Genomic DNA, 17,041 nt, shown 5'->3' on the forward strand with positions numbered 1-17,041 from the left:
CAAGGTCTGTAACCTCCCGACACTCAAGAAATGACGCCCCCCTTGATTTTCCACAACGACCACCTCCATACTGTTCACGTGGCGAACGGGAGTAGGTCATGACAATAGCTGGCGATTCCGATACCGCCTCCCCCTACAAGGAGATACGTGCGGTCACGCGCGCTTTGGATCTGCTGGAGGCTGCGGGTGATCTGGGGTGGGCAAAGGTCGGCGAACTTGCGACCTTCACCGGAATCGACCGCGCCACGCTGTATAGGCTTATCCACACGCTTGAACTCAAAGGTTATCTTATGCGCCGCGCCGAGGATGGCTCGGTGTCGCTGACCGAGCGGGTACACCAACTCAGCGATGGCGTTCGGTACGAAGATGTCGCGACGCAGATCATGTCGCAAATGCTGCACGAACTCACCGAGCAGGTCATTTGGCCAAGTGATTTTGCGACGCTGGTTTCCGGGCAGATGGTGATTCAGGCGTCCAGCCACAAATACAGTCCTGTTTCGGTTCACCGTAGGCTGGTGGGCAAGACGCGGTCCGTTCTCCGTTCGGCGCTGGGGCTTGCCTATCTTAGTTCGCTCGGTCGCTCAGACTTGGCGCGCACTCTGGACATATTGCACCGAATCGGCACGCTCGATGGCCAGGACCTTGCGATTCTGGGCAACATTGATGGTCGGCTTGACGAAATCCACCGGCGCGGTTACGCGCTATCGGTCGGGTTGATCGAAGAGAACATCAGCGCCATCGCCCTGCCCGTCAAACTCGGGCGCAAATCGATCGGCGCAGTCAATATCGCCTTTTTCCGCACGGCGATGTCGCCCGCTGAAGCGGCTGCGACTTGCCTCCAACCCCTGCGCGAGTGCATTGCCCGGTCCGAGGCGGCTCTGAAAGCGCAAACGCGTTATTGAGTCATCCAAACGAGGCATCCAATAAAGGATGTTCGCCAAGTGAATACTTTAGACTTTGCCCTTCAGGATTTCTCTTTGTGCCTCTAGCGATAACGAGGCGGTGAGGGGGAGACTTGCAGTCTCGCGAACCGCCTTTTGTCGCGTCAGAACGGATGCCGCGGCATCTCAACAAGGTAGGGAGGACCTTAATGTCCATTTCAACGATCTGCCGTCGTTTTACGGCGTTAACCCTTGGTGTCGCTCTGTCGACCACCATTGTTTCTACGGCCAACGCGCAGGAAGTTACGCTCCGTTTCGCGAGTTTTACCGGCCCAACAAACTTCCTGAATACCGGTCTCTTCGAGCCCTGGTTCAAGAAGCTGGAAGAGGAATCGGGCGGCAAGCTCAAGGTGGAATTCCTCACCGGTGGCTCGGCTGCCGCTCCAAACGAAGTGTTCGATTCCGTCGAGGCGGGCCTGATTGATCTTGGCTGGAGCATTACATCTTATAACTCCGGTCGGTTTAAGTCGGCGGGCGTCACAGAGCTGCCACTTCTTGCCAGCGGCTCTTCCGAGACATCCGCAGCCCTTGCAGCCCTCTATGAGGACGGCCTCATCGAGGGATTTGAGTCCGTGAAGGTGGTTGGCATCGGTACCGCTGATATTGCGCGTTTGCACCATTCCGGCGAGATCACCGGGTTGGACGATTTCAAGGGCGCCAAGGTGCGCGCTGCGGGCAGCGTTCTCTCGGCCATGATCACCGCCGTTGGCGCCACTCCGGTCGGACTGCCGGCTCCGGCCATCGCTGAAGCGCTGTCCAAGAATGTGGTCGATGCGGCCGCTGCCGACTGGTTTGCTGTCGAAGGGTTTTCGCTGCTCGACGTCACGCTCGGCCATGTCGACATCCCGCTCGGTACGACGCCGATGTATATCGTCATGAACCAGAATACCTACGATCGCTTGCCGCCGGATATCCAAAAGGTCTTCGACGACAACCCGCCGTCCGCCTTCGCCGCATTCTGGGGCCCGGGTCTTGAGGACGAGAGTAATCGTGTCCGGGCCGTGGTGGAATCAACGCCAGGCCATCACATCATCGTCCCGAGCGAAGCGGAAATGGCCAAATGGTCAGCGGCCGCCGACAAGGTGATCGCGGAGTGGGTCGAGGCCACGCCCAACGGGGCGACTGTGCTGGACGCATACCGCGCTGAAATCAAAGCCTGGCGCGAGAGTCAGTAACGCAGGGGAAGCGGATGTCTGCCGCCACAGCCAACGTTACCGAGGTGGCTGGGGGTGGGCTGCGCGAGTTCGCGGCCCGCCAGCTGGCCAACGCGGCGGGCCTCATGCTGCTCGGGTTGTCGCTCGCCTTCACCCTGGATGTCCTGCTGCGCTGGAGCATTTCGGCACCAATCCTCGGATTGTATGAAGTTGCAGAACTTTGCTTTGCGGTTGTTATGGCGCTGGCTCTGGTCTGGACGAACACGCGACAATCGCACGTTGCAATGGGTATACTGGCCCAGATCACAGGTCGTGAGGCCGCTCCGCGCCTGATCGCGGCGGGCCTCGGCTTGTTCGTGTCCTGCCTTTTTGCATGGTTTCTTATCCGATACGCCATCGGGAAAGCGTCACATGGCGAGACGACGCTGGTTACGGGGCTGCCCAAGGCCCCGTTCTGGGGTGCGGCCGCTGTTATGATCGGGCTCGCGGCGCTGGCACAGCTTGCGGTCTTCGTCTCGGAACTTGCCTCCTATCTTCGGAATCCGGGCAAACGGCTGCGCGATGTGGTTCCGCCCACGCTCATGGTCGCCGCCGCTTTCGCGGTGATGCTGAGCACGGCGTATTTCGCACCGACGCTTGGGGCGGGGCCAAAGGTCCTGGCCTCCTTCGCTATTCTTTACCTCCTGGCGCTGGCGCATGTCCCGATTGGCGTGGCATTGGCGATTGCCGGGCTTGGCGCTGTCTTGCTTCAGATGGGGTTTCGCCCGGCCCTGCTCATCGGCACAAATAACCTGACCGGAAGCCTGTCCAGCGTCGATCTGGCTGCGGTGCCGTTGTTCCTGATGATGGGAAACCTCGCGGTCGCGGCAGGTTTTGCCGATGACATCTTCACCGCTGCGACGGCGGTTTTTGGTCGCCTGCGCGGCGGCCATGCACTCGCCGCTGTCATGGGCTGCGCTGGTTTCGGTGCCATCAGCGGCTCGTCGGTGGCCACCACCGCCACGCTTGGCGGTGTCGCTTTTCGCGAGATGCAATCACGCGGCTATGCGCCGGGGCTCTCGACTGGCAGCATCGCCGCCGGCGGCACACTGGGCGCGCTTATTCCGCCCTCAGTGGTCCTGATCATCTACTGCGTCATTTCCGAAATTTCGATCGCCAAGGCGTTTACGGCAGCGATTGTTCCGGGGATGCTGGCCCTGGCGCTCTACGTCGCGTCTGTCCTTATCCAGGTCCGGCTGCGTCCCGATGCGGCGCCGGTCCCCGACAGTTCCGAAACTTTCGCCCCGGTCTACGCGCTGCGCATCGCCTGGCGCCCGATCACCCTGTTCCTGGCTGTGCTGGGGGGGCTTTATGGCGGCGTCTTCACCGTGCAGGAGGCCGCTGCGGTCGGAGCCGGTTTCTCCTTCGTGGCTTGGCTCATGTCGGGCCGCGCCTCTGTCAGCGGCCTGTTCGAAGCCTTGCGGGATGCTGCGGGCACCAGCGCCGGACTTTATCTATTGATCATCGGCGCCAATATCTTCGGTAGTCATCTGAACTTTGCGGGTATGGCTCAGGCTTTGGAGGCCGTGATCAACCCGGATACCCTGCCCGCCTGGGCGGTTCTGACCTTGCTGGCCATCATGTACCTGGTGCTTGGAAGCATCTTCGACACAGTGGCCGCCGTGGTCATCACCGTGCCCTTTGTGTTGCCCATCATCCTGTCAATGGGTTTCGATCCGATCTGGTGGGGCATCGTCACGCTGACACTTGTCGAAATCGGCATGATAACCCCCCCGATTGGAATGAACGTGTTCGTGATGAAGGCAGTCGTGGGCAATCGCGTCCGGCTTTCCACCATCTTTGGTGGGGTATTGCCGTTTCTGGCCGCTGATTTGTTGCGCATGGTGCTGCTTATCGCCTTTCCCGCGATCTCGCTTTGGCTTGGCGGGGTGTTGAGTTGATCGTCCGGACCGCCTTCGTCGGCTGGGGTCATCCAGTCACATCAGATATTCGAACGGAGCCTACCCCATGACCAGCCTCCAGGACCGCGCGGCCCTTCTCGATAATGCCGCTTTCGCAACCCGGCCCGTGCCGCAACTCCCTCCGGACAAGGCTCTGTCCGTCGAGGACGCCTATGCCATCCAGGCGATTGTGGTTGCGCATCGACTGGCGCGGGGCGAACGACTGGCTGGGGTGAAACTCGGCCTCACCAGCGAAGCGAAGATGAAACAGGTTGGCGTGAACGAGGTCATCCTCGGTCAACTCACCGACGCGATGCACCATGACGAAGGCGACAGTTTGGACCTCGGCCCGCTGATTCATCCCCGTGTCGAACCCGAAATTGCATTTGTGCTGCGCAGCCCACTGCCGCCGGATCCGACACCGCAGGAAGCTCTGGCCTGCGTCGAGGCGGTGGCCCCAGCGCTGGAGATCATCGATTCCCGCTACGACGGATTCCGTTTCGACCTTGGCGATGTGATCGCCGACAATGCGTCCTCTGCCGGCTATGTTCTTGGCCGCAGGTTCCCGCCTGAAACCGAGATTAGCGATATCGCCATCTCGATTGCCATGTCGGACGGGCCGGAAGAGACTGGCTCAAGCGCCGCAATTCTCGGGCATCCCCTCAACGCGTTGGCGGCGGCCGGGCGCCTCGCCTGCGCGCGTGGTATCAGCACATCGGCAGGCGACGTGGTCTTGGCCGGGGCCGCCACCGCCGCCATTTCGCTGTCTGCGGGTGCCGTTGTCAGTGCCGAATTTGGCCCGCTCGGCCGGATCGAGCTTCGCCTCAGCCCGTCACCAACGCTTGAAACCTGAGCCACACGTGAAGGAGAGAACCCAATGCCGATAGCAGAAATCCTGATCTTCGAGGGTCGAAGCGACGACCAGAAGCGCGCGATCATGCGCGAGGTCACCGACGCCCTGGCGCGGTCCATGGATGCCGAGCCGGAGCGCATTCGCGTGATCCTGAAAGAGATCCCGACAAATCACTTTTCGGTTGCGGGCGTCTCCATCGCCGACAGCCGCGCCGCCGGAAACCCACCAGGAAAGAAGTAGTTCGACCATGCCCCATTTTACCGCTTCGGACGGCGCTCGCCTGTTTTATCGCGATGGCGGTGACGGGCCGATCCTGGTTTGCCTGCACGGCCTGACCCGGAACGGGAGCGATTTCGAACTGTTGCGTCCGCTTTTTCCGGACCACAGACTGGTTGCCCTCGACGCACGCGGGCGCGGCCTCTCCGAACAAACCGGCGCGGAGACTTACACCGTGCCCCGCGAAGGTGAGGATGTCCTGAACCTGCTCGATCACCTAGGGATCGAGGCCGCGCCATTTCTGGGTACATCGCGCGGCGGCATGGTGACCATGGCGCTGGCCGCGCATGTCCCGGAGCGCGTCCTGGGCCTGTGTCTGAATGATATCGGCCCCGAAATGGAGCCGGACGGGCGGATGCGGATCACCACCTATGTCGGGCTCCAGCCCAAAGAACGCAATATTGACGCGCGCATTGCGGCAATGTCCACGCATCATCCGGGGTTTTACGGCGTGCCCGATGCGCGGTGGTGCGAAGAGGTGCAGCACCATTTCGCCGAAACGCCGGACGGGTTGCGTATTACCTACGACCCTGCCCTGCGCGACGCTTTCATGGCCACGCTAGACCGGGCGCCGAACATGTGGCACGGATTCGACGCGCTTGCCGGGCGGCCGGTGGCGGTGATCCGTGGGGAAAATTCGGACATCCTATCCACCCGCATTGTCGAGGAGATGGCGCTGCGGCGGCCAGACCTGATCCGAACCGAAGTACCCGACCGGGCGCACATGCCATTTCTGGACGAGCCGGAAAGCCTTGCGGTGTTACGAGCCTACCTCGCTGCGGTGGCGGCAGCGGAGGGCAATTCCTGACCCGATGACAAAGGGAGTGTGCCGATCATGGCTTTGGTGGGCCCCGTCCGTGACAGCGCTTGAACCAAGTGACGGCTTCGATCAAGAACAGGATCTCCACAAGCCCCTGTGGCTTCGCGATCCGTCCCACCAACCGGAATATTCTTGATGATCCTGTCACTTAGCACTTAAAGCTGATAATGCGCTCTCCCTGATTTCAATAGCTTAGCTTTGCACTTAAATATGAGAATTGGCACTTAAATTGATGATGGAGACTGGACTTTAGCACTTAATTCAATAATCGTGGCTCCGATTTTGTCGGGTTTTCACTGTGACCGAACCACTTCCAGACGAGGTAGACGACGCCCTGTGGGCAGAAGCGTGCCGCCGTGCGGCCGCGATACGCAGGTTCCTGGAGACCGCTTCCGGTCAGTCAACCGTGAACGCTATTGCCGATCTTGCTTCCGAACTGCAGGTCAGCCAAGCGACGACCTACCGTCTGCTAAGACGCTTTCGGGCGGACGGAACCGTGATGTCGCTCGTTGAGACCAAGCGCGGACGCCCGGCGGGCCATCGCGCTTTGGATGCTCGACGCGAGGAGATCATCGAGAAGGCAATCCGCAAATACTATCTGAAACCAACCCGGCCGACGGTCTCGCAGTTGGTGCGGGACATTGAAACGGATTGCGATGCGGAAGGATTGAAACCGCCGCATCGTCGAACAATCGAGCGGCGTCTGGGCGACCTGGACCTGCGCCACCGGGCGCAGCGCCGGGGCGAAACGCGGACCGTAAAAGCAACGACGCCAGTCCCGGGAACACTGAGCACCACTCGACCCCTCGAGATTGTTCAGATCGATCACACGAAAGCCGATATCTTTGTCGTCGATGAGGAAACCCGGGAACCGATCGGACGACCTTGGCTGACCCTGGCCATGGATGTCTTCAGCCGAATGGTGACAGGGTTCTACCTGACCATGGATGCGCCATCCCGGCTTTCGACGAGCCTCTGCTTGCTGCATTCGGTCTATGACAAGACGGCCTGGCTCAAAGCGCGCGAAATCGAAGAGCCCTGGCCGGTGGCCGGCCTTCCCGACCGAGTTCATGTGGACAACGGCGCGGATTTCCGGAGTCGCGCCTTCAAACGTGGCTGCGAGAATGCGGGCATCGCGATCGACTGGCGACCGCCGGGGACACCGCGCTTCGGCGGGCATATCGAGCGGCTGATCGGCACCCAGATGGGACGGCTGCACCTTTTGCCCGGTACGACCTTCAGCAACGCTCAGGACCTCGCGGAGTATGATTCAAAGAAACATGCGGCGCTGACCTTGCGGGAGTTGGAGCGCTATATCGCCCTCGACATTGTCGGGTCCTATCATCAGTCCATCCACAGTTCGCTGAGCCGCCCTCCCCTTGCGGTCTGGCGGGACCACGAAGGTGAGATCCCGCTGCGGCTGCCGGAAGATCGACTGCAGTTCTGGGTCTCTTTCCTGCCGGAACAGGAGCGGACCTTGCGTCCGACCGGCATTCACCTGTTCGATCTGCGCTACTGGTCAGCCGCACTCAGCGCCGATGTCGGCCGGACAGAGCGGCGGCTTCTCGTGAAGTATGATCCGCGTGACATGTCGCGCGTGTTCGTGCGGCGGCCCTCGGGCAACTTCGTCGAAGCCCGCTACGCGGACCTGACCCTGGCACCCATTTCCCTGCACGAGGCTTTGACGGCGCGGCGCACCCTGCGTGAGAAAGGGCGGCGAGAAGTCGATAGCCGCGCGGTTGTGAGGACCGCGCTCGAACAGCGGAAGTTGGTTGACAAGGCCGTCAAAAAAACCGCGGCCGCGCGGCGCGGCAAGGCTCAGCCGAGGCGTGCCGACGACCTCCGGGACACGGGCACGCTCCGTGGTGTCGACTCCAGCAAACCGGTGCCTTTTGTTGAGGACATCGAATGAGCTGGAGCCAATATGACGAACGATCACCCTCATCTGACCGCCGACGCGGCGGCCCTGCTGTCTGAACCCCAGGCAGGACGCATTCGCGCCATCAGGTCCCGCCGTTGGGTTCTCTACCCTCGCGCGAAGCAAGCCCTCGATCGCCTTGAGGCGCTTCTTGATCATCCGAGAGGCCCCCGCATGCCGTCTGTCGCGATTTACGGCGATAGCGGGATGGGAAAGACCATGATCATGCAACGCTTCCGTGACCAGCATCCGCCACATCTCGCTCGCCGGACCGGCATTCTGATGACACCGGTCCTGGCCATGGAAATGGTCAGCCGCCCCGGCGAGCGGCGGTTCTATGGTGAACTGCTTTCCCTCCTCGGTGCACCGCAGGCACCACGGGCCGATATTGCCCAGATGGAACAGGCGACGCTGCGGATCATGAAGGCCATCGGCACCCAGGTTCTGGTCATCGACGAGGTCCACAACATCCTTGCCGGGACCTATCGAGAGCAACGTATCGTGCTCAACATGCTGCGCTTTATCAGCAATCGGCTCCAAATCTCCCTGGTCTGCTTCGGCGTGAACGACGCCCGGGAAGCCATCGGCGGCGACGTTCAGCTTGCGCGCCGCTTCGAGCAACTCACCCTGAACCGTTGGGCCGCCAATGAGAACTTCGAGACGTTGATTGCGTCGATCCTGCGCAATACGCCATTGCGGCGACCTACTGTGCTGACGCCTAAATCCCTGCGGCGCATTCTGCAGATAACGGACGGCATCACGGCGAACATCTTCCAGATGTTGGGCAGTCTTGCGATCGAGGCCATCGAAAGCGGGACCGAACACATCACCGACGGCGCCGTCGAGGCCTGGGTGCCCGCGTTTGACACCGAGGCAGCCTTCGCATGACAGGACCCCTGCCCGTCACCTTGTCACCCCTGCCCGGCGAAGTCCTGTCATCCTGGATTAATCGCCACGCGGACTTCTATGGGGTCACACCATTGACCATGCTGCGCCATGGGCTACCGGAGGCGACATCGCATGGGGCAATCGACCTGTCGCTGACGAAAGCGCAGACGGACCGGATTGCGGGGATGTTCGGCGTGGGCCCGAAACTTGTACGCAGCCTGAGCTTCGCAGACGCCCCGAAAGCCGCTCACCGCTTCATTTCCAAGGGTCCGATGCAGCGTTGCGCGCGTTGCACTCATTCTGGTGCTGATCTACTGCCAGTCCTTCGAAGCGAATTGCAAGGTTGGAGGATCACTTGCCCGCACTGTGGGGAACACTACCAGGACAAGACCACCAGCGATGGCGATCGGACACTTGCACCATATCGCGCGGCAGCACGTCGCGGTGAGGCCTTGTTGGATAACCACGCAGAACGCCGCGTGGAAACATGGCTGCCACCGCTGGAGATTGCGCGACTCTTGCTCATGCGCCGCATCCCCTGGCCACCCCCTCGCGATTGCGATTTTTGGCGCTACCGTCTCCTTGGCGCCATCGTTCCCGATTTCGATGACCTTCTAACCAAAGAGACCGCGTTCCCGTTCTCGCCAAAGCACCCCATTCTGCCGCTACACGTCCGTCCCGCGCTCTTGGCAGGCGTGGCGATCATCGACCGCGCAGGACCACCGATGCTGAAGATGCTGCAAGGGCACATGATGGGAGAAAACAAGAACCGATTTGTCATGGCAACTGACCATTTGGTCGCCCCAGCTCTCGAGTGGGGACCGCCCCAACAGTTCCAATTGATATGAGAAACGGCCAAATGATTCTCATATTAAAATGCCAAGAATACTCGGAACGGCCGCATTCTCACATTTAAGTGCCAAGTGACAGACGGATCATCACGTGACCTGCGTTTCGGCAGGCATTCCATTCCGGCGATCTCGCGCCATCCCAAGATTTCTTCTCTGCACTTCCGAATGTAACATATATCGCGTGGCGATATTTCGCGCATCGTGTCCGTTTCAACGGCATGAACTTGCGGGACCGTGTAGCACTAAACATCCAGGAATTGAGACGCGCCCGCAGCCTCAGCCAGGAGGAGCTTGCTCATCGGGCCGATGTGAGTCGCGGCCATATGGGCAAGCTCGAGAACGCCAAGTTCGCGGCCTCCCTCGACCTTCTCGAACGTATCGCCAAAGCACTGAACGTAGATCCAGCAGAGCTCTTCACAAAACGCTAGCCAGTTTTTGCCAGCCCCTGATGCGTCCTGGAGCGGAACGTCTCAAGAGGTAGTCAAATGGAGTGCAGAGAGTTCGATGGGTAAGAAGAAGACAGGCTGGCCCTTCCAGAACGGGTTTCTGAACGACGGTGCGCAGGAGATTCACCTGTTCACCGATTACCGTTGGAATGATGGCTCGGTGAGCCGCCGCTGGCATGTCGATCCAGAACGCTTTGATGCTTGTCTGGTCGAGCTTCGCCCAGTTTCCCTGAAGGCATCAGACCGTTCGGATCAGTAGGAGAACCACTCCGAGTGGCCCATGTTGCCCTCGTAGTCGCCGTATTCAACCATGATACTGCGCAAATAGAAGTACGAGGAACCTCCGCCGGTCGGATAGGCGATCTCCTGACCGCCTTCCGATACGAATGCCTCGGGCCAGGGCGTGTGGGATCGGTAGACCCGCTGGATGTACCGGCAGGTGCGGTTCTCTCGGTCGCAGGAACGGAGAGACCAGTCCCAATACTGTTCACCTCCCCTTTCTCTATAGGCTTGACCGGTGAACCAGATCACATGGGTGCGGTTCAGCCATTCGTATTCGGGCAGAGTGGTGTCGAGCTCGCCCTCCCCGCCGGGCCCGCCCAGCTCGACCGGCACATGTGCGAAGGTGCAGACCCCGAAGGGCGGCAGGCTCGGCCAGGGCGTGATGCGGCGGATCATAGTGCGATAGGCCCGTGCACAGACTGCGCTCGGGGGGAAGCCGCCAGCCATGCAGAGCATGATGGCGCAGTCGATGTCATAGGCCTGCGCCTTCCCCGGGGCTCCGAACACCGCCATCACCCCCATCGCCGCTGCCATCGCCTGTCGCTTCATGTCGCTCTCCCGCAAAAGTTGCGCAGACTATCGCGCAATATGTATTTATCTGCAATATGTCGTATTGACTCCATATGACTTTATGGATTTAAGCGCAGGAAGTAGAAGGGCTCTCGTGGGGAGAGTCCGAACATGCCGATAGCGCGCAACCAGATCCTGATCACCATCGATGGTGTCAAAGACCTGTCCGAACAGGGCATCGCGTTCCGCTGCCGGTATGAACTCGTGGGGTTCACGGACGATGGCAAGCCGCGCTACCAGTGCATCTACCTGCGCGAGGGTGAGCCGGAAGCCATTCTGGTCTCGACCCGGATCACCCCGCACGGGCCTGAGCCGCGGTATTTCAACATATGGCCAGGGCTCTTCAAACATCATCTCGAGTTCGGTGACGGGCGCGATCTGCGCTTTGGTCCTGACTACAGCATCACCCTCGAGGAGCGCGGCTGACGTTATCGCCTTCGGCCGCGACGGCACAGCCCGGACTTCGGGCTGGACCTTTCACGGTGAGCGCCCTGCCTGGGCTGGTTTGGAACATAGCGCTGAAGCCGAGGTCGTTCTGGCCTCGTTGGACGCCACGCCGCCTTCCAGTCGCGACGACACCCTCTCCCTGATCCGCACGACTGCCGTCCGCCACCAGGGGAACCGTGCCCTGCGGCAGGTCAGCCTTGATGCGGACGACTGGCAAATTCTGTTCCGCGCCCTGGTCGAGGCTGAAAGCAGCTACAACCCGACCGCCGTCAGCCCGAAGGATGCCTATGGTCTTGGCCAGCTGATGCCGGATACTGCCCGTGCGCTCGGCGTCGATCCGCGCGATCCCTCCCAGAACCTCGACGGCGCGGCGCGGTATCTGCTCGCACAACTCGGAACGTTCAAGGACATCGACTTGGCGCTCGCGGCCTACAATGCCGGACCGCACCGGGTGGTCGAGTATTCCGGCATCCCGCCTTTCATCGAGACCCGCGACTACATCGCGCGCATCCACCGGATCCGGTCCCGACTTGCGGGTACACCTGTTTCCGCGCCGGACATCCGCGTCGCAGACCGGGTTCCAGCCCGCGCGCCGGTCCTCATCGATCTTCAGTAAAACAAGGGAACTTCGCATGCTCAGACATTGCCTCAGCCGCCTCTTGCCCATCGCCACAACCTTGGCGGCTCTCGCAACGCCCGCTCTCGCGCAGGACTTGTCACCGATCCAGACCATGCTGGAAACCGTCGAGGCCGCGCTGACCGGTCCCATCGGGATCGCGGTTGCCACGCTCGCGGTCATCGGCACCGGATTCATGTGCATGATGGGGCGGCTCAACTGGGGCTGGTTCGCCTCGGTCATCATCGGGATCGTGCTGATCTTCTCGGCCGGTACCATCGTCGACGGCTTCTCCTGAGATCCGAGTAGAGCAGTGGCAGAACGATCCCCCCTTTTTCTGGGCCTCGCCCGTCCGCCCAAGTATCTGGGTCTCCCTGTCGGATACCTCGTGGTGCTGACGACCGGGGTCGTTCTGCCGTTCATCTGGACGAAGTCGATGGTCTTCTTCCTGATTGGTCTCGTCGCCTATCCGATCCTCTGGTTTGTCGCCGACCGCGAGCCGCATTTCTTCGAGGTCCTGCGCGTCTCCTATGGATCAGTGCGTCCGACGAAGAACAGGGCCCTGCATGGAGGCGACAGCTTTGGCGCTTGATGCGGGCACACTTTCCACTTTTGGGGCCGCCCTGCATCAAGCAGGCGGGGGGGAGTTCACGCGGGAGAGTTATCTCGCCGAGCACCTGCCGTATTTCGCGCTCGCGGCTGACGACGTCATGGTACTGCGCGAGGGCGACCTTATGGCGACCCTCCGCCTCGACGGGCTCAACCCGATGACCACGGAAGATGCCCGGCTCGACGCGCTCAAGCGTGCAGTCGCTGCCATCGTCGCCCAGACCGGCAACGCCTTCGGCTTCTACATTCACCGCATCTCCGTGCCGCAGGATCTCGGAATGCGCCCCCTCGAGGGGGACAGCTTCGCCGCCGCGATCGATGCGCGCTGGCAGGCCCATGTCAAAGACCTGCGCCCGGCCAAGCGCCAACTCTATCTCAGCGTCATCCGGCGGCCCGATATCTCGGCCCGCATTCCCCTCCTGCGTGCGCTGGCCCGCAAGGCCTGGGTCAAGGACCGCGCGACACGCCTGCAGGAGTTGAACGAGGTCATGGGCTTCTTCGAGGTAGCGCTTGCCTCGGCCAACCCCGTCAGGCTCACGAAGTCGGGCGGTGAATGGCTGGGCTACCTCAATACGCTGAACGCCGGCAGCTTCTCCCCCATCGCCTTCGGGCAGAGCGCCCTACCCCTCTCGCACACCCTGAGCAACTGTCGCGCGACCTTCGACGGCGATGTCGTCACCCTGACCGACGCCGTGACCGGCCAGGTCAAATACGGCGCACTCTTTTCGATGAAAACCTATCCGGCGCTCACGGACGTCACGCTGCTCGACGCGCTCGACCTGCCTCTCGACATCGTGCTGACCAACTCCTTCAGCCCGATCCCGAACAACATCATGGCCGAGCGCATCCAGCGCATCATCCGCCAGATGCACGCCTCCGACGATGCCGCCGTCTCTCTGCGCGAACAACTGGGCCAGGCCGCCGACGATCAGGAGGCGGGACGGATCGCCTTTGGCGATCATCACCTGTCGATCGCCGTCTATGCGCCCGACCGCGATACGCTTGAGCGCGCTGCAGCCCAGATCAAGCGCGTGGGCCAGGAAATCATGTCGGTGATCGTGCGCGAGAACATGGCGCTGAAAGCCACCTACTTCGCACAATCCCCCGGCAACTTTGGCTATCGCGCTCGCAAAACTCCGATCTCCTCGATCAACTTCGCGGATTTCGCCGCCCTGCATGGCAGCGTCGAGGGGCGCGGCCCCAACCAATCGCCCTGGGGCCAGACCATCTCGGTCCTGCCAACCGTCGGCACCTCGGGCTATCGGTTCAATTTTCACGAGGCGGGCAACCCGGGCAAGGAACCGACCGTCGGCCATACGCTCGTGCTGGGGCGCACCGGCACCGGCAAGACGCTCACCACCGCCTTCCTCGCAGCCCAAGCGCAGCGGGTCGGCGCGCGGCTTTTCTTCTTCGACAAGGATCGCGGCCTCGAGATGGCGGTCCGCGCGCTTGGCGGGCGCTACAACGAGATCCGCGCTGGCGTGCCGACGGGCCTGAACCCGCTGATGACCGAGATCGACGAACGGGGCCGCGCCTGGCTCTCGGACTGGCTGGCGACCCTTCTTTCCCGGGGCGGAACCCTCACGGGCGAACAATCCCGCCATATCCAGAGCGCGGTCGCGCAAAATGCCTATGCCGAGGGCTCGCTCCGGCGCTTCGCGAGTTTCGAGACGCTGTTTCAATCGCTCGACGACGATGGCGAGCTACAGTCCCGCGTCGCCGAATGGGCCCCGGGCGGCCGCTATGGCTGGGTCTTCGACGAGCCGGAACATGGTGCCGGGCTCGAACTGGCCTCCGACATCATCGGCTTCGACATGACCGAGATTCTCGACATGACCACCGAGCGGATGGCGGTGCTCTCCTACATCTTCCGCCAGATCGAACGTGTGGTCGAGGATCGCCGCCCCACCATCATCGTCCTCGACGAGGCCTGGAAGCTGCTTGACGATCCCTACTTCGGCGCGCGGCTGGAAAACTGGCTGGTGACGCTGCGCAAGATGAACTGCGTCGTGATCATGATGACGCAGTATCCGAGCCAGCTGCGCGATAGCCGCGTCGGCAAGACCATCGTCGAGACGGTCCCGACCCAGATCCTCTTCCCGAACGACCGTGCCACGATCTCCGATTACGACTTTCTGCGCGTGAACGCCAAGGAGGCTGCCCTCCTCGTGCAGCCCACAATCGGCCAGCGCATCGCGCTCGTGCGCTCGGCGGGCGACAGCGTCTTTGTCGATGCCGATCTCTCCGCCCTCGGCACCCTCCTCCCCATCCTTGGCGGCGGCGCCACCGGCGAGGCCCGTGTGCCCGCCGATTGGCGCGCCAATCCTGATTTCTGGAGACATGTTATATGAATTCGAAACCTCTCCTCGCGCTTTGCGCCGCCGGAAGCCTTCTTTCGGCTTGCGAGAAATACACCGAGAAATCCTCGCCCTGCTTCGGACGCAATGGCGAGCCGCAGGTGACAAGGTCCGCCCTGTCCTTCTCGACCATGGGCGCGCCGGCTCACGCAATGGCCAAGCCCGACTGCACCTTCGAGCCCCTGCCCCGTCCGGAATGAGCCGCGTCGCGATCATATCCGCCGGTTTCTGCCTCGGCCTCAGCACCCTGCCCGCGATCGCCCAGGGCGTGCCGACGCAGGACAATTCCGCGATCGGGCGCGCCATCGCCCGGGTGGCCGCACTGGCCGAGGATCTGGGCGTCCAGCAGGACAAGGATCGCACCGAGACGACCCTGGCCGATGTCCAGGCTGACCAGTTGCGTGTGCTCGAAGAGATGACCACAGCGATCACCGGTCCCGGCGTCGATATCCGCGCGCTCGAGGGCAATGCGGATTTCGGAGTAGCGGCGGTCTACCCGAACACCGACCCGAGCCCGATGAACAGCCGCCTCTTCGGCGACGGTCGCGAGACGGTCGAGATGATGATCGTCGAGGTGGCGGGCGAATTCGCAGGCGCGCCAGGTGTGGCCCGAGCAGGTCTCTCGGCCACCCAGTGGCGCTGTCTCTTCCAGGCCCTGATCAAGCAGGAAAGCCGCTTCAACGTCGCCGCCGAAAGTCCGGTCGGGGCTTATGGGTTGACCCAGCTCATGCCCGGCACCGCCTCCGATCTTGGCGTCGACCGCTATAATGTCAAAGACAACCTGCGCGGCGGCGCGCGCTACATCACCACCCAGCTCAATCGCTTCGGCAACATCCCCCATGCGCTCGCGGCCTATAACGCGGGTCCGGGACGCGTGATCGAATATGGTGGCGTGCCGCCCTTTGCCGAGACCCAAGGCTATGTGCGCAACATCTCCAAGTTTTACAACGAATACCTTGCCGTGGTCGGCGGCGCCGATGCGCTCGGCACGCTCTCGCCCTCGGACTTTGCGCTGGCCGAGTATGCCAGCATCTCCGAGGCCGGCGTCTATTACGCCGCCGACAGTTCCGCCACCACAGAGCAGGTCATCAATCGCCTGCGCGCGATCATCCTGCAGATCGACGCGCAACCCAATGCCAAGGCGGCCTGGGAGCTCAACACCTACGCCAAGGCCGAGATCGGTCGCATCCTCAACCTCCGCGTCCGGCTGATGGCGGCAAACCAGCAGCGCGAGGCGGCCTATGCGCAGCACCTCGTCGCTGACCGGCTGGCCGAGCGCGACTTCATGCAAATGGGAGTTCCCGAATGAGACAGCTTCTCCTGACCGTGGCTGCGGTCACCACGCTTGGGTTTTCCTCGCCCGCAGCGGCCCAAGGTGTGCCAACCTTCGATGGTTCGCAGCTTGGACAACTGGTCGCGCAACTCGAGCACATGGCCGAAGATCTGAACGTCCAGATGCAGCAGCTCGCCACCATGCGGCTGGAACTGGAAACCCAACTGTCGCAGCTCACAAACCTCGAGGCGCAACTGACCTCGCTGATCGAGGGCAGCGGGTTGGGTGAGCTCTTCGCCACGGTCGAAGAATTCCGCGCACTGCGCGGCAAGTTGGTCGCCCCGCTCAACACCGCGCAATCTCTGGCGAGCGGCGATTTCCTGAGCGGCTTCAATCCCGGTGCGGAACTCACAGCCTCGGTCGAGCGGGTTTTGTCTGGCAGCGGTTTCACCTCGGAGCGCCTGAGCACGCTTTCGGGCTCCGATCAGCCCGCCGACAACCGGATCGCCACTTCGGCCGGGGCCAGCGCCATGCTGTCCGTCGCAGCCCAGGAAAGCCATGAAGAAGCGGGCCAAAGCCTCGAGCGGCTCGAGACCATGGTCGGGCTGATCGACGATCAGGACGGGCTGAAGGCCGCCGTCGATCTCAACACCCGCGTCACGGCAGAGCTCGGCATCATCCTGACCCAGATCTGGCGGCTGGAAGCGGCCCAGGGCGTCAGCGCCGGCCAACTTGGCGTCGTCGATGCAGCCACCCTCGCGGATGAACGCAAGTTCCGCTCGATGGCGGTGGATCCATGA

Annotated in this window: 20 protein-coding genes; 19 read left to right on the forward strand and 1 reads right to left on the reverse strand. The window is 62.1% G+C overall.

Annotated elements, in window-relative coordinates; translation table 11 throughout:
• Positions 1–98 precede the first annotated feature (98 nt).
• The 11 genes from BOO69_RS22365 (at position 99) to BOO69_RS22420 (ending at position 10,346) form a co-directional block, all read left to right on the forward strand.
• Positions 99–902, forward strand: coding sequence for an IclR family transcriptional regulator domain-containing protein (locus BOO69_RS22365; protein ID WP_083545808.1), 804 nt, complete (start codon positions 99–101; stop codon positions 900–902).
• A gap of 188 nt (positions 903–1,090) precedes the next feature.
• The gene (locus tag BOO69_RS22370; RefSeq protein ID WP_071974393.1) at positions 1,091–2,116 is read left to right on the forward strand and encodes a TRAP transporter substrate-binding protein; all 1,026 of its coding nucleotides are present in this window, start codon (positions 1,091–1,093) and stop codon (positions 2,114–2,116) included.
• Positions 2,117–2,130: 14 nt separating this feature from the next.
• On the forward strand, positions 2,131–4,035 hold the full coding sequence (locus BOO69_RS22380) for a TRAP transporter large permease (protein ID WP_083545811.1): 1,905 nt from the start codon (positions 2,131–2,133) through the stop codon (positions 4,033–4,035).
• Positions 4,036–4,102: 67 nt separating this feature from the next.
• Complete coding sequence (locus BOO69_RS22385) at positions 4,103–4,888, forward strand: 2-keto-4-pentenoate hydratase (RefSeq protein ID WP_071974394.1); 786 nt, start codon at positions 4,103–4,105, stop codon at positions 4,886–4,888.
• A 24-nt stretch (positions 4,889–4,912) separates the two neighbouring features.
• Positions 4,913–5,128 (forward strand): 2-hydroxymuconate tautomerase, encoded by a 216-nt coding sequence (locus BOO69_RS22390; protein WP_071974395.1) that lies wholly within the window; start codon positions 4,913–4,915, stop codon positions 5,126–5,128.
• Positions 5,129–5,135: 7 nt separating this feature from the next.
• Positions 5,136–5,972 (forward strand): alpha/beta fold hydrolase, encoded by an 837-nt coding sequence (locus BOO69_RS22395; protein WP_071974396.1) that lies wholly within the window; start codon positions 5,136–5,138, stop codon positions 5,970–5,972.
• 310 nt (positions 5,973–6,282) lie between these two features.
• Positions 6,283–7,896, forward strand: coding sequence for a Mu transposase C-terminal domain-containing protein (locus tag BOO69_RS22400; protein WP_071974397.1), 1,614 nt, complete (start codon positions 6,283–6,285; stop codon positions 7,894–7,896).
• A gap of 12 nt (positions 7,897–7,908) precedes the next feature.
• The gene (locus tag BOO69_RS22405; protein ID WP_071974398.1) at positions 7,909–8,790 is read left to right on the forward strand and encodes a TniB family NTP-binding protein; all 882 of its coding nucleotides are present in this window, start codon (positions 7,909–7,911) and stop codon (positions 8,788–8,790) included.
• Positions 8,787–9,638 carry a TniQ family protein gene (locus tag BOO69_RS22410; RefSeq protein WP_071974399.1) on the forward strand — a complete coding sequence of 284 codons (852 nt, stop codon included), beginning with the start codon at positions 8,787–8,789 and terminating at the stop codon, positions 9,636–9,638. Before BOO69_RS22405 ends, BOO69_RS22410 begins: the two co-directional genes overlap by 4 nt.
• 221 nt (positions 9,639–9,859) lie before the next feature.
• Positions 9,860–10,069: a helix-turn-helix domain-containing protein gene (locus tag BOO69_RS22415; RefSeq protein ID WP_007120600.1), complete on the forward strand. Its 210-nt coding sequence runs from the start codon at positions 9,860–9,862 to the stop codon at positions 10,067–10,069.
• Positions 10,070–10,145: 76 nt separating this feature from the next.
• Complete coding sequence (locus tag BOO69_RS22420; protein ID WP_007120601.1) at positions 10,146–10,346, forward strand: hypothetical protein; 201 nt, start codon at positions 10,146–10,148, stop codon at positions 10,344–10,346.
• Here BOO69_RS22420 and BOO69_RS22425 read toward each other — a convergent pair.
• On the reverse strand, positions 10,340–10,918 hold the full coding sequence (locus tag BOO69_RS22425) for a hypothetical protein (RefSeq protein ID WP_007120602.1): 579 nt from the start codon (positions 10,916–10,918) through the stop codon (positions 10,340–10,342). The two genes, BOO69_RS22420 and BOO69_RS22425, sit on opposite strands and share 7 nt — an antisense overlap.
• 132 nt (positions 10,919–11,050) lie before the next feature.
• Here BOO69_RS22425 and BOO69_RS22430 point away from each other — a divergent pair, with 132 nt between their 5' ends.
• From BOO69_RS22430 to BOO69_RS22465, 8 genes are all read left to right on the forward strand, one after another.
• Positions 11,051–11,365 (forward strand): hypothetical protein, encoded by a 315-nt coding sequence (locus BOO69_RS22430; protein WP_007120603.1) that lies wholly within the window; start codon positions 11,051–11,053, stop codon positions 11,363–11,365.
• Positions 11,366–11,444: 79 nt separating this feature from the next.
• Positions 11,445–12,002 carry a lytic transglycosylase domain-containing protein gene (locus BOO69_RS22435; protein WP_007120604.1) on the forward strand — a complete coding sequence of 186 codons (558 nt, stop codon included), beginning with the start codon at positions 11,445–11,447 and terminating at the stop codon, positions 12,000–12,002.
• Positions 12,003–12,018: 16 nt separating this feature from the next.
• Entirely contained in the window at positions 12,019–12,300 is a 282-nt protein-coding gene (locus BOO69_RS22440) for a TrbC/VirB2 family protein (protein WP_040609066.1), read from the forward strand.
• A 15-nt stretch (positions 12,301–12,315) separates the two neighbouring features.
• Positions 12,316–12,594, forward strand: a complete 279-nt coding sequence (locus BOO69_RS22445) for a VirB3 family type IV secretion system protein (protein ID WP_040609064.1) — start codon at positions 12,316–12,318, stop codon at positions 12,592–12,594.
• The gene (locus tag BOO69_RS22450; protein WP_172839585.1) at positions 12,569–14,962 is read left to right on the forward strand and encodes a VirB4 family type IV secretion/conjugal transfer ATPase; all 2,394 of its coding nucleotides are present in this window, start codon (positions 12,569–12,571) and stop codon (positions 14,960–14,962) included. Before BOO69_RS22445 ends, BOO69_RS22450 begins: the two co-directional genes overlap by 26 nt.
• Positions 14,959–15,168 (forward strand): hypothetical protein, encoded by a 210-nt coding sequence (locus tag BOO69_RS22455; RefSeq protein ID WP_009804202.1) that lies wholly within the window; start codon positions 14,959–14,961, stop codon positions 15,166–15,168. The genes BOO69_RS22450 and BOO69_RS22455 overlap by 4 nt, the downstream gene beginning before the upstream one ends.
• Positions 15,165–16,277 (forward strand): lytic transglycosylase domain-containing protein, encoded by a 1,113-nt coding sequence (locus BOO69_RS22460; RefSeq protein WP_009804201.1) that lies wholly within the window; start codon positions 15,165–15,167, stop codon positions 16,275–16,277. The genes BOO69_RS22455 and BOO69_RS22460 overlap by 4 nt, the downstream gene beginning before the upstream one ends.
• The gene (locus BOO69_RS22465) at positions 16,274–17,041 is read left to right on the forward strand and encodes a type IV secretion system protein (protein WP_071974400.1); all 768 of its coding nucleotides are present in this window, start codon (positions 16,274–16,276) and stop codon (positions 17,039–17,041) included. Before BOO69_RS22460 ends, BOO69_RS22465 begins: the two co-directional genes overlap by 4 nt.

The sequence above is a fragment of the Sulfitobacter alexandrii genome, from assembly GCF_001886735.1.
Lineage (GTDB): Bacteria > Pseudomonadota > Alphaproteobacteria > Rhodobacterales > Rhodobacteraceae > Sulfitobacter > Sulfitobacter alexandrii.

Coding starts and splice junctions, on each gene's coding strand:
- BOO69_RS22365 (WP_083545808.1), top strand. CDS start 99: ATGACAATAGCTGGCGATTCCGATACCGCCTCCCCCTACAAGGAGATA.
- BOO69_RS22370 (WP_071974393.1), top strand. CDS start 1,091: ATGTCCATTTCAACGATCTGCCGTCGTTTTACGGCGTTAACCCTTGGT.
- BOO69_RS22380 (WP_083545811.1), top strand. CDS start 2,131: ATGTCTGCCGCCACAGCCAACGTTACCGAGGTGGCTGGGGGTGGGCTG.
- BOO69_RS22385 (WP_071974394.1), top strand. CDS start 4,103: ATGACCAGCCTCCAGGACCGCGCGGCCCTTCTCGATAATGCCGCTTTC.
- BOO69_RS22390 (WP_071974395.1), top strand. CDS start 4,913: ATGCCGATAGCAGAAATCCTGATCTTCGAGGGTCGAAGCGACGACCAG.
- BOO69_RS22395 (WP_071974396.1), top strand. CDS start 5,136: ATGCCCCATTTTACCGCTTCGGACGGCGCTCGCCTGTTTTATCGCGAT.
- BOO69_RS22405 (WP_071974398.1), top strand. CDS start 7,909: ATGACGAACGATCACCCTCATCTGACCGCCGACGCGGCGGCCCTGCTG.
- BOO69_RS22410 (WP_071974399.1), top strand. CDS start 8,787: ATGACAGGACCCCTGCCCGTCACCTTGTCACCCCTGCCCGGCGAAGTC.
- BOO69_RS22415 (WP_007120600.1), top strand. CDS start 9,860: ATGAACTTGCGGGACCGTGTAGCACTAAACATCCAGGAATTGAGACGC.
- BOO69_RS22420 (WP_007120601.1), top strand. CDS start 10,146: ATGGGTAAGAAGAAGACAGGCTGGCCCTTCCAGAACGGGTTTCTGAAC.
- BOO69_RS22425 (WP_007120602.1), bottom strand. CDS start 10,918: ATGAAGCGACAGGCGATGGCAGCGGCGATGGGGGTGATGGCGGTGTTC.
- BOO69_RS22430 (WP_007120603.1), top strand. CDS start 11,051: ATGCCGATAGCGCGCAACCAGATCCTGATCACCATCGATGGTGTCAAA.
- BOO69_RS22440 (WP_040609066.1), top strand. CDS start 12,019: ATGCTCAGACATTGCCTCAGCCGCCTCTTGCCCATCGCCACAACCTTG.
- BOO69_RS22450 (WP_172839585.1), top strand. CDS start 12,569: ATGGAGGCGACAGCTTTGGCGCTTGATGCGGGCACACTTTCCACTTTT.
- BOO69_RS22455 (WP_009804202.1), top strand. CDS start 14,959: ATGAATTCGAAACCTCTCCTCGCGCTTTGCGCCGCCGGAAGCCTTCTT.
- BOO69_RS22460 (WP_009804201.1), top strand. CDS start 15,165: ATGAGCCGCGTCGCGATCATATCCGCCGGTTTCTGCCTCGGCCTCAGC.
- BOO69_RS22465 (WP_071974400.1), top strand. CDS start 16,274: ATGAGACAGCTTCTCCTGACCGTGGCTGCGGTCACCACGCTTGGGTTT.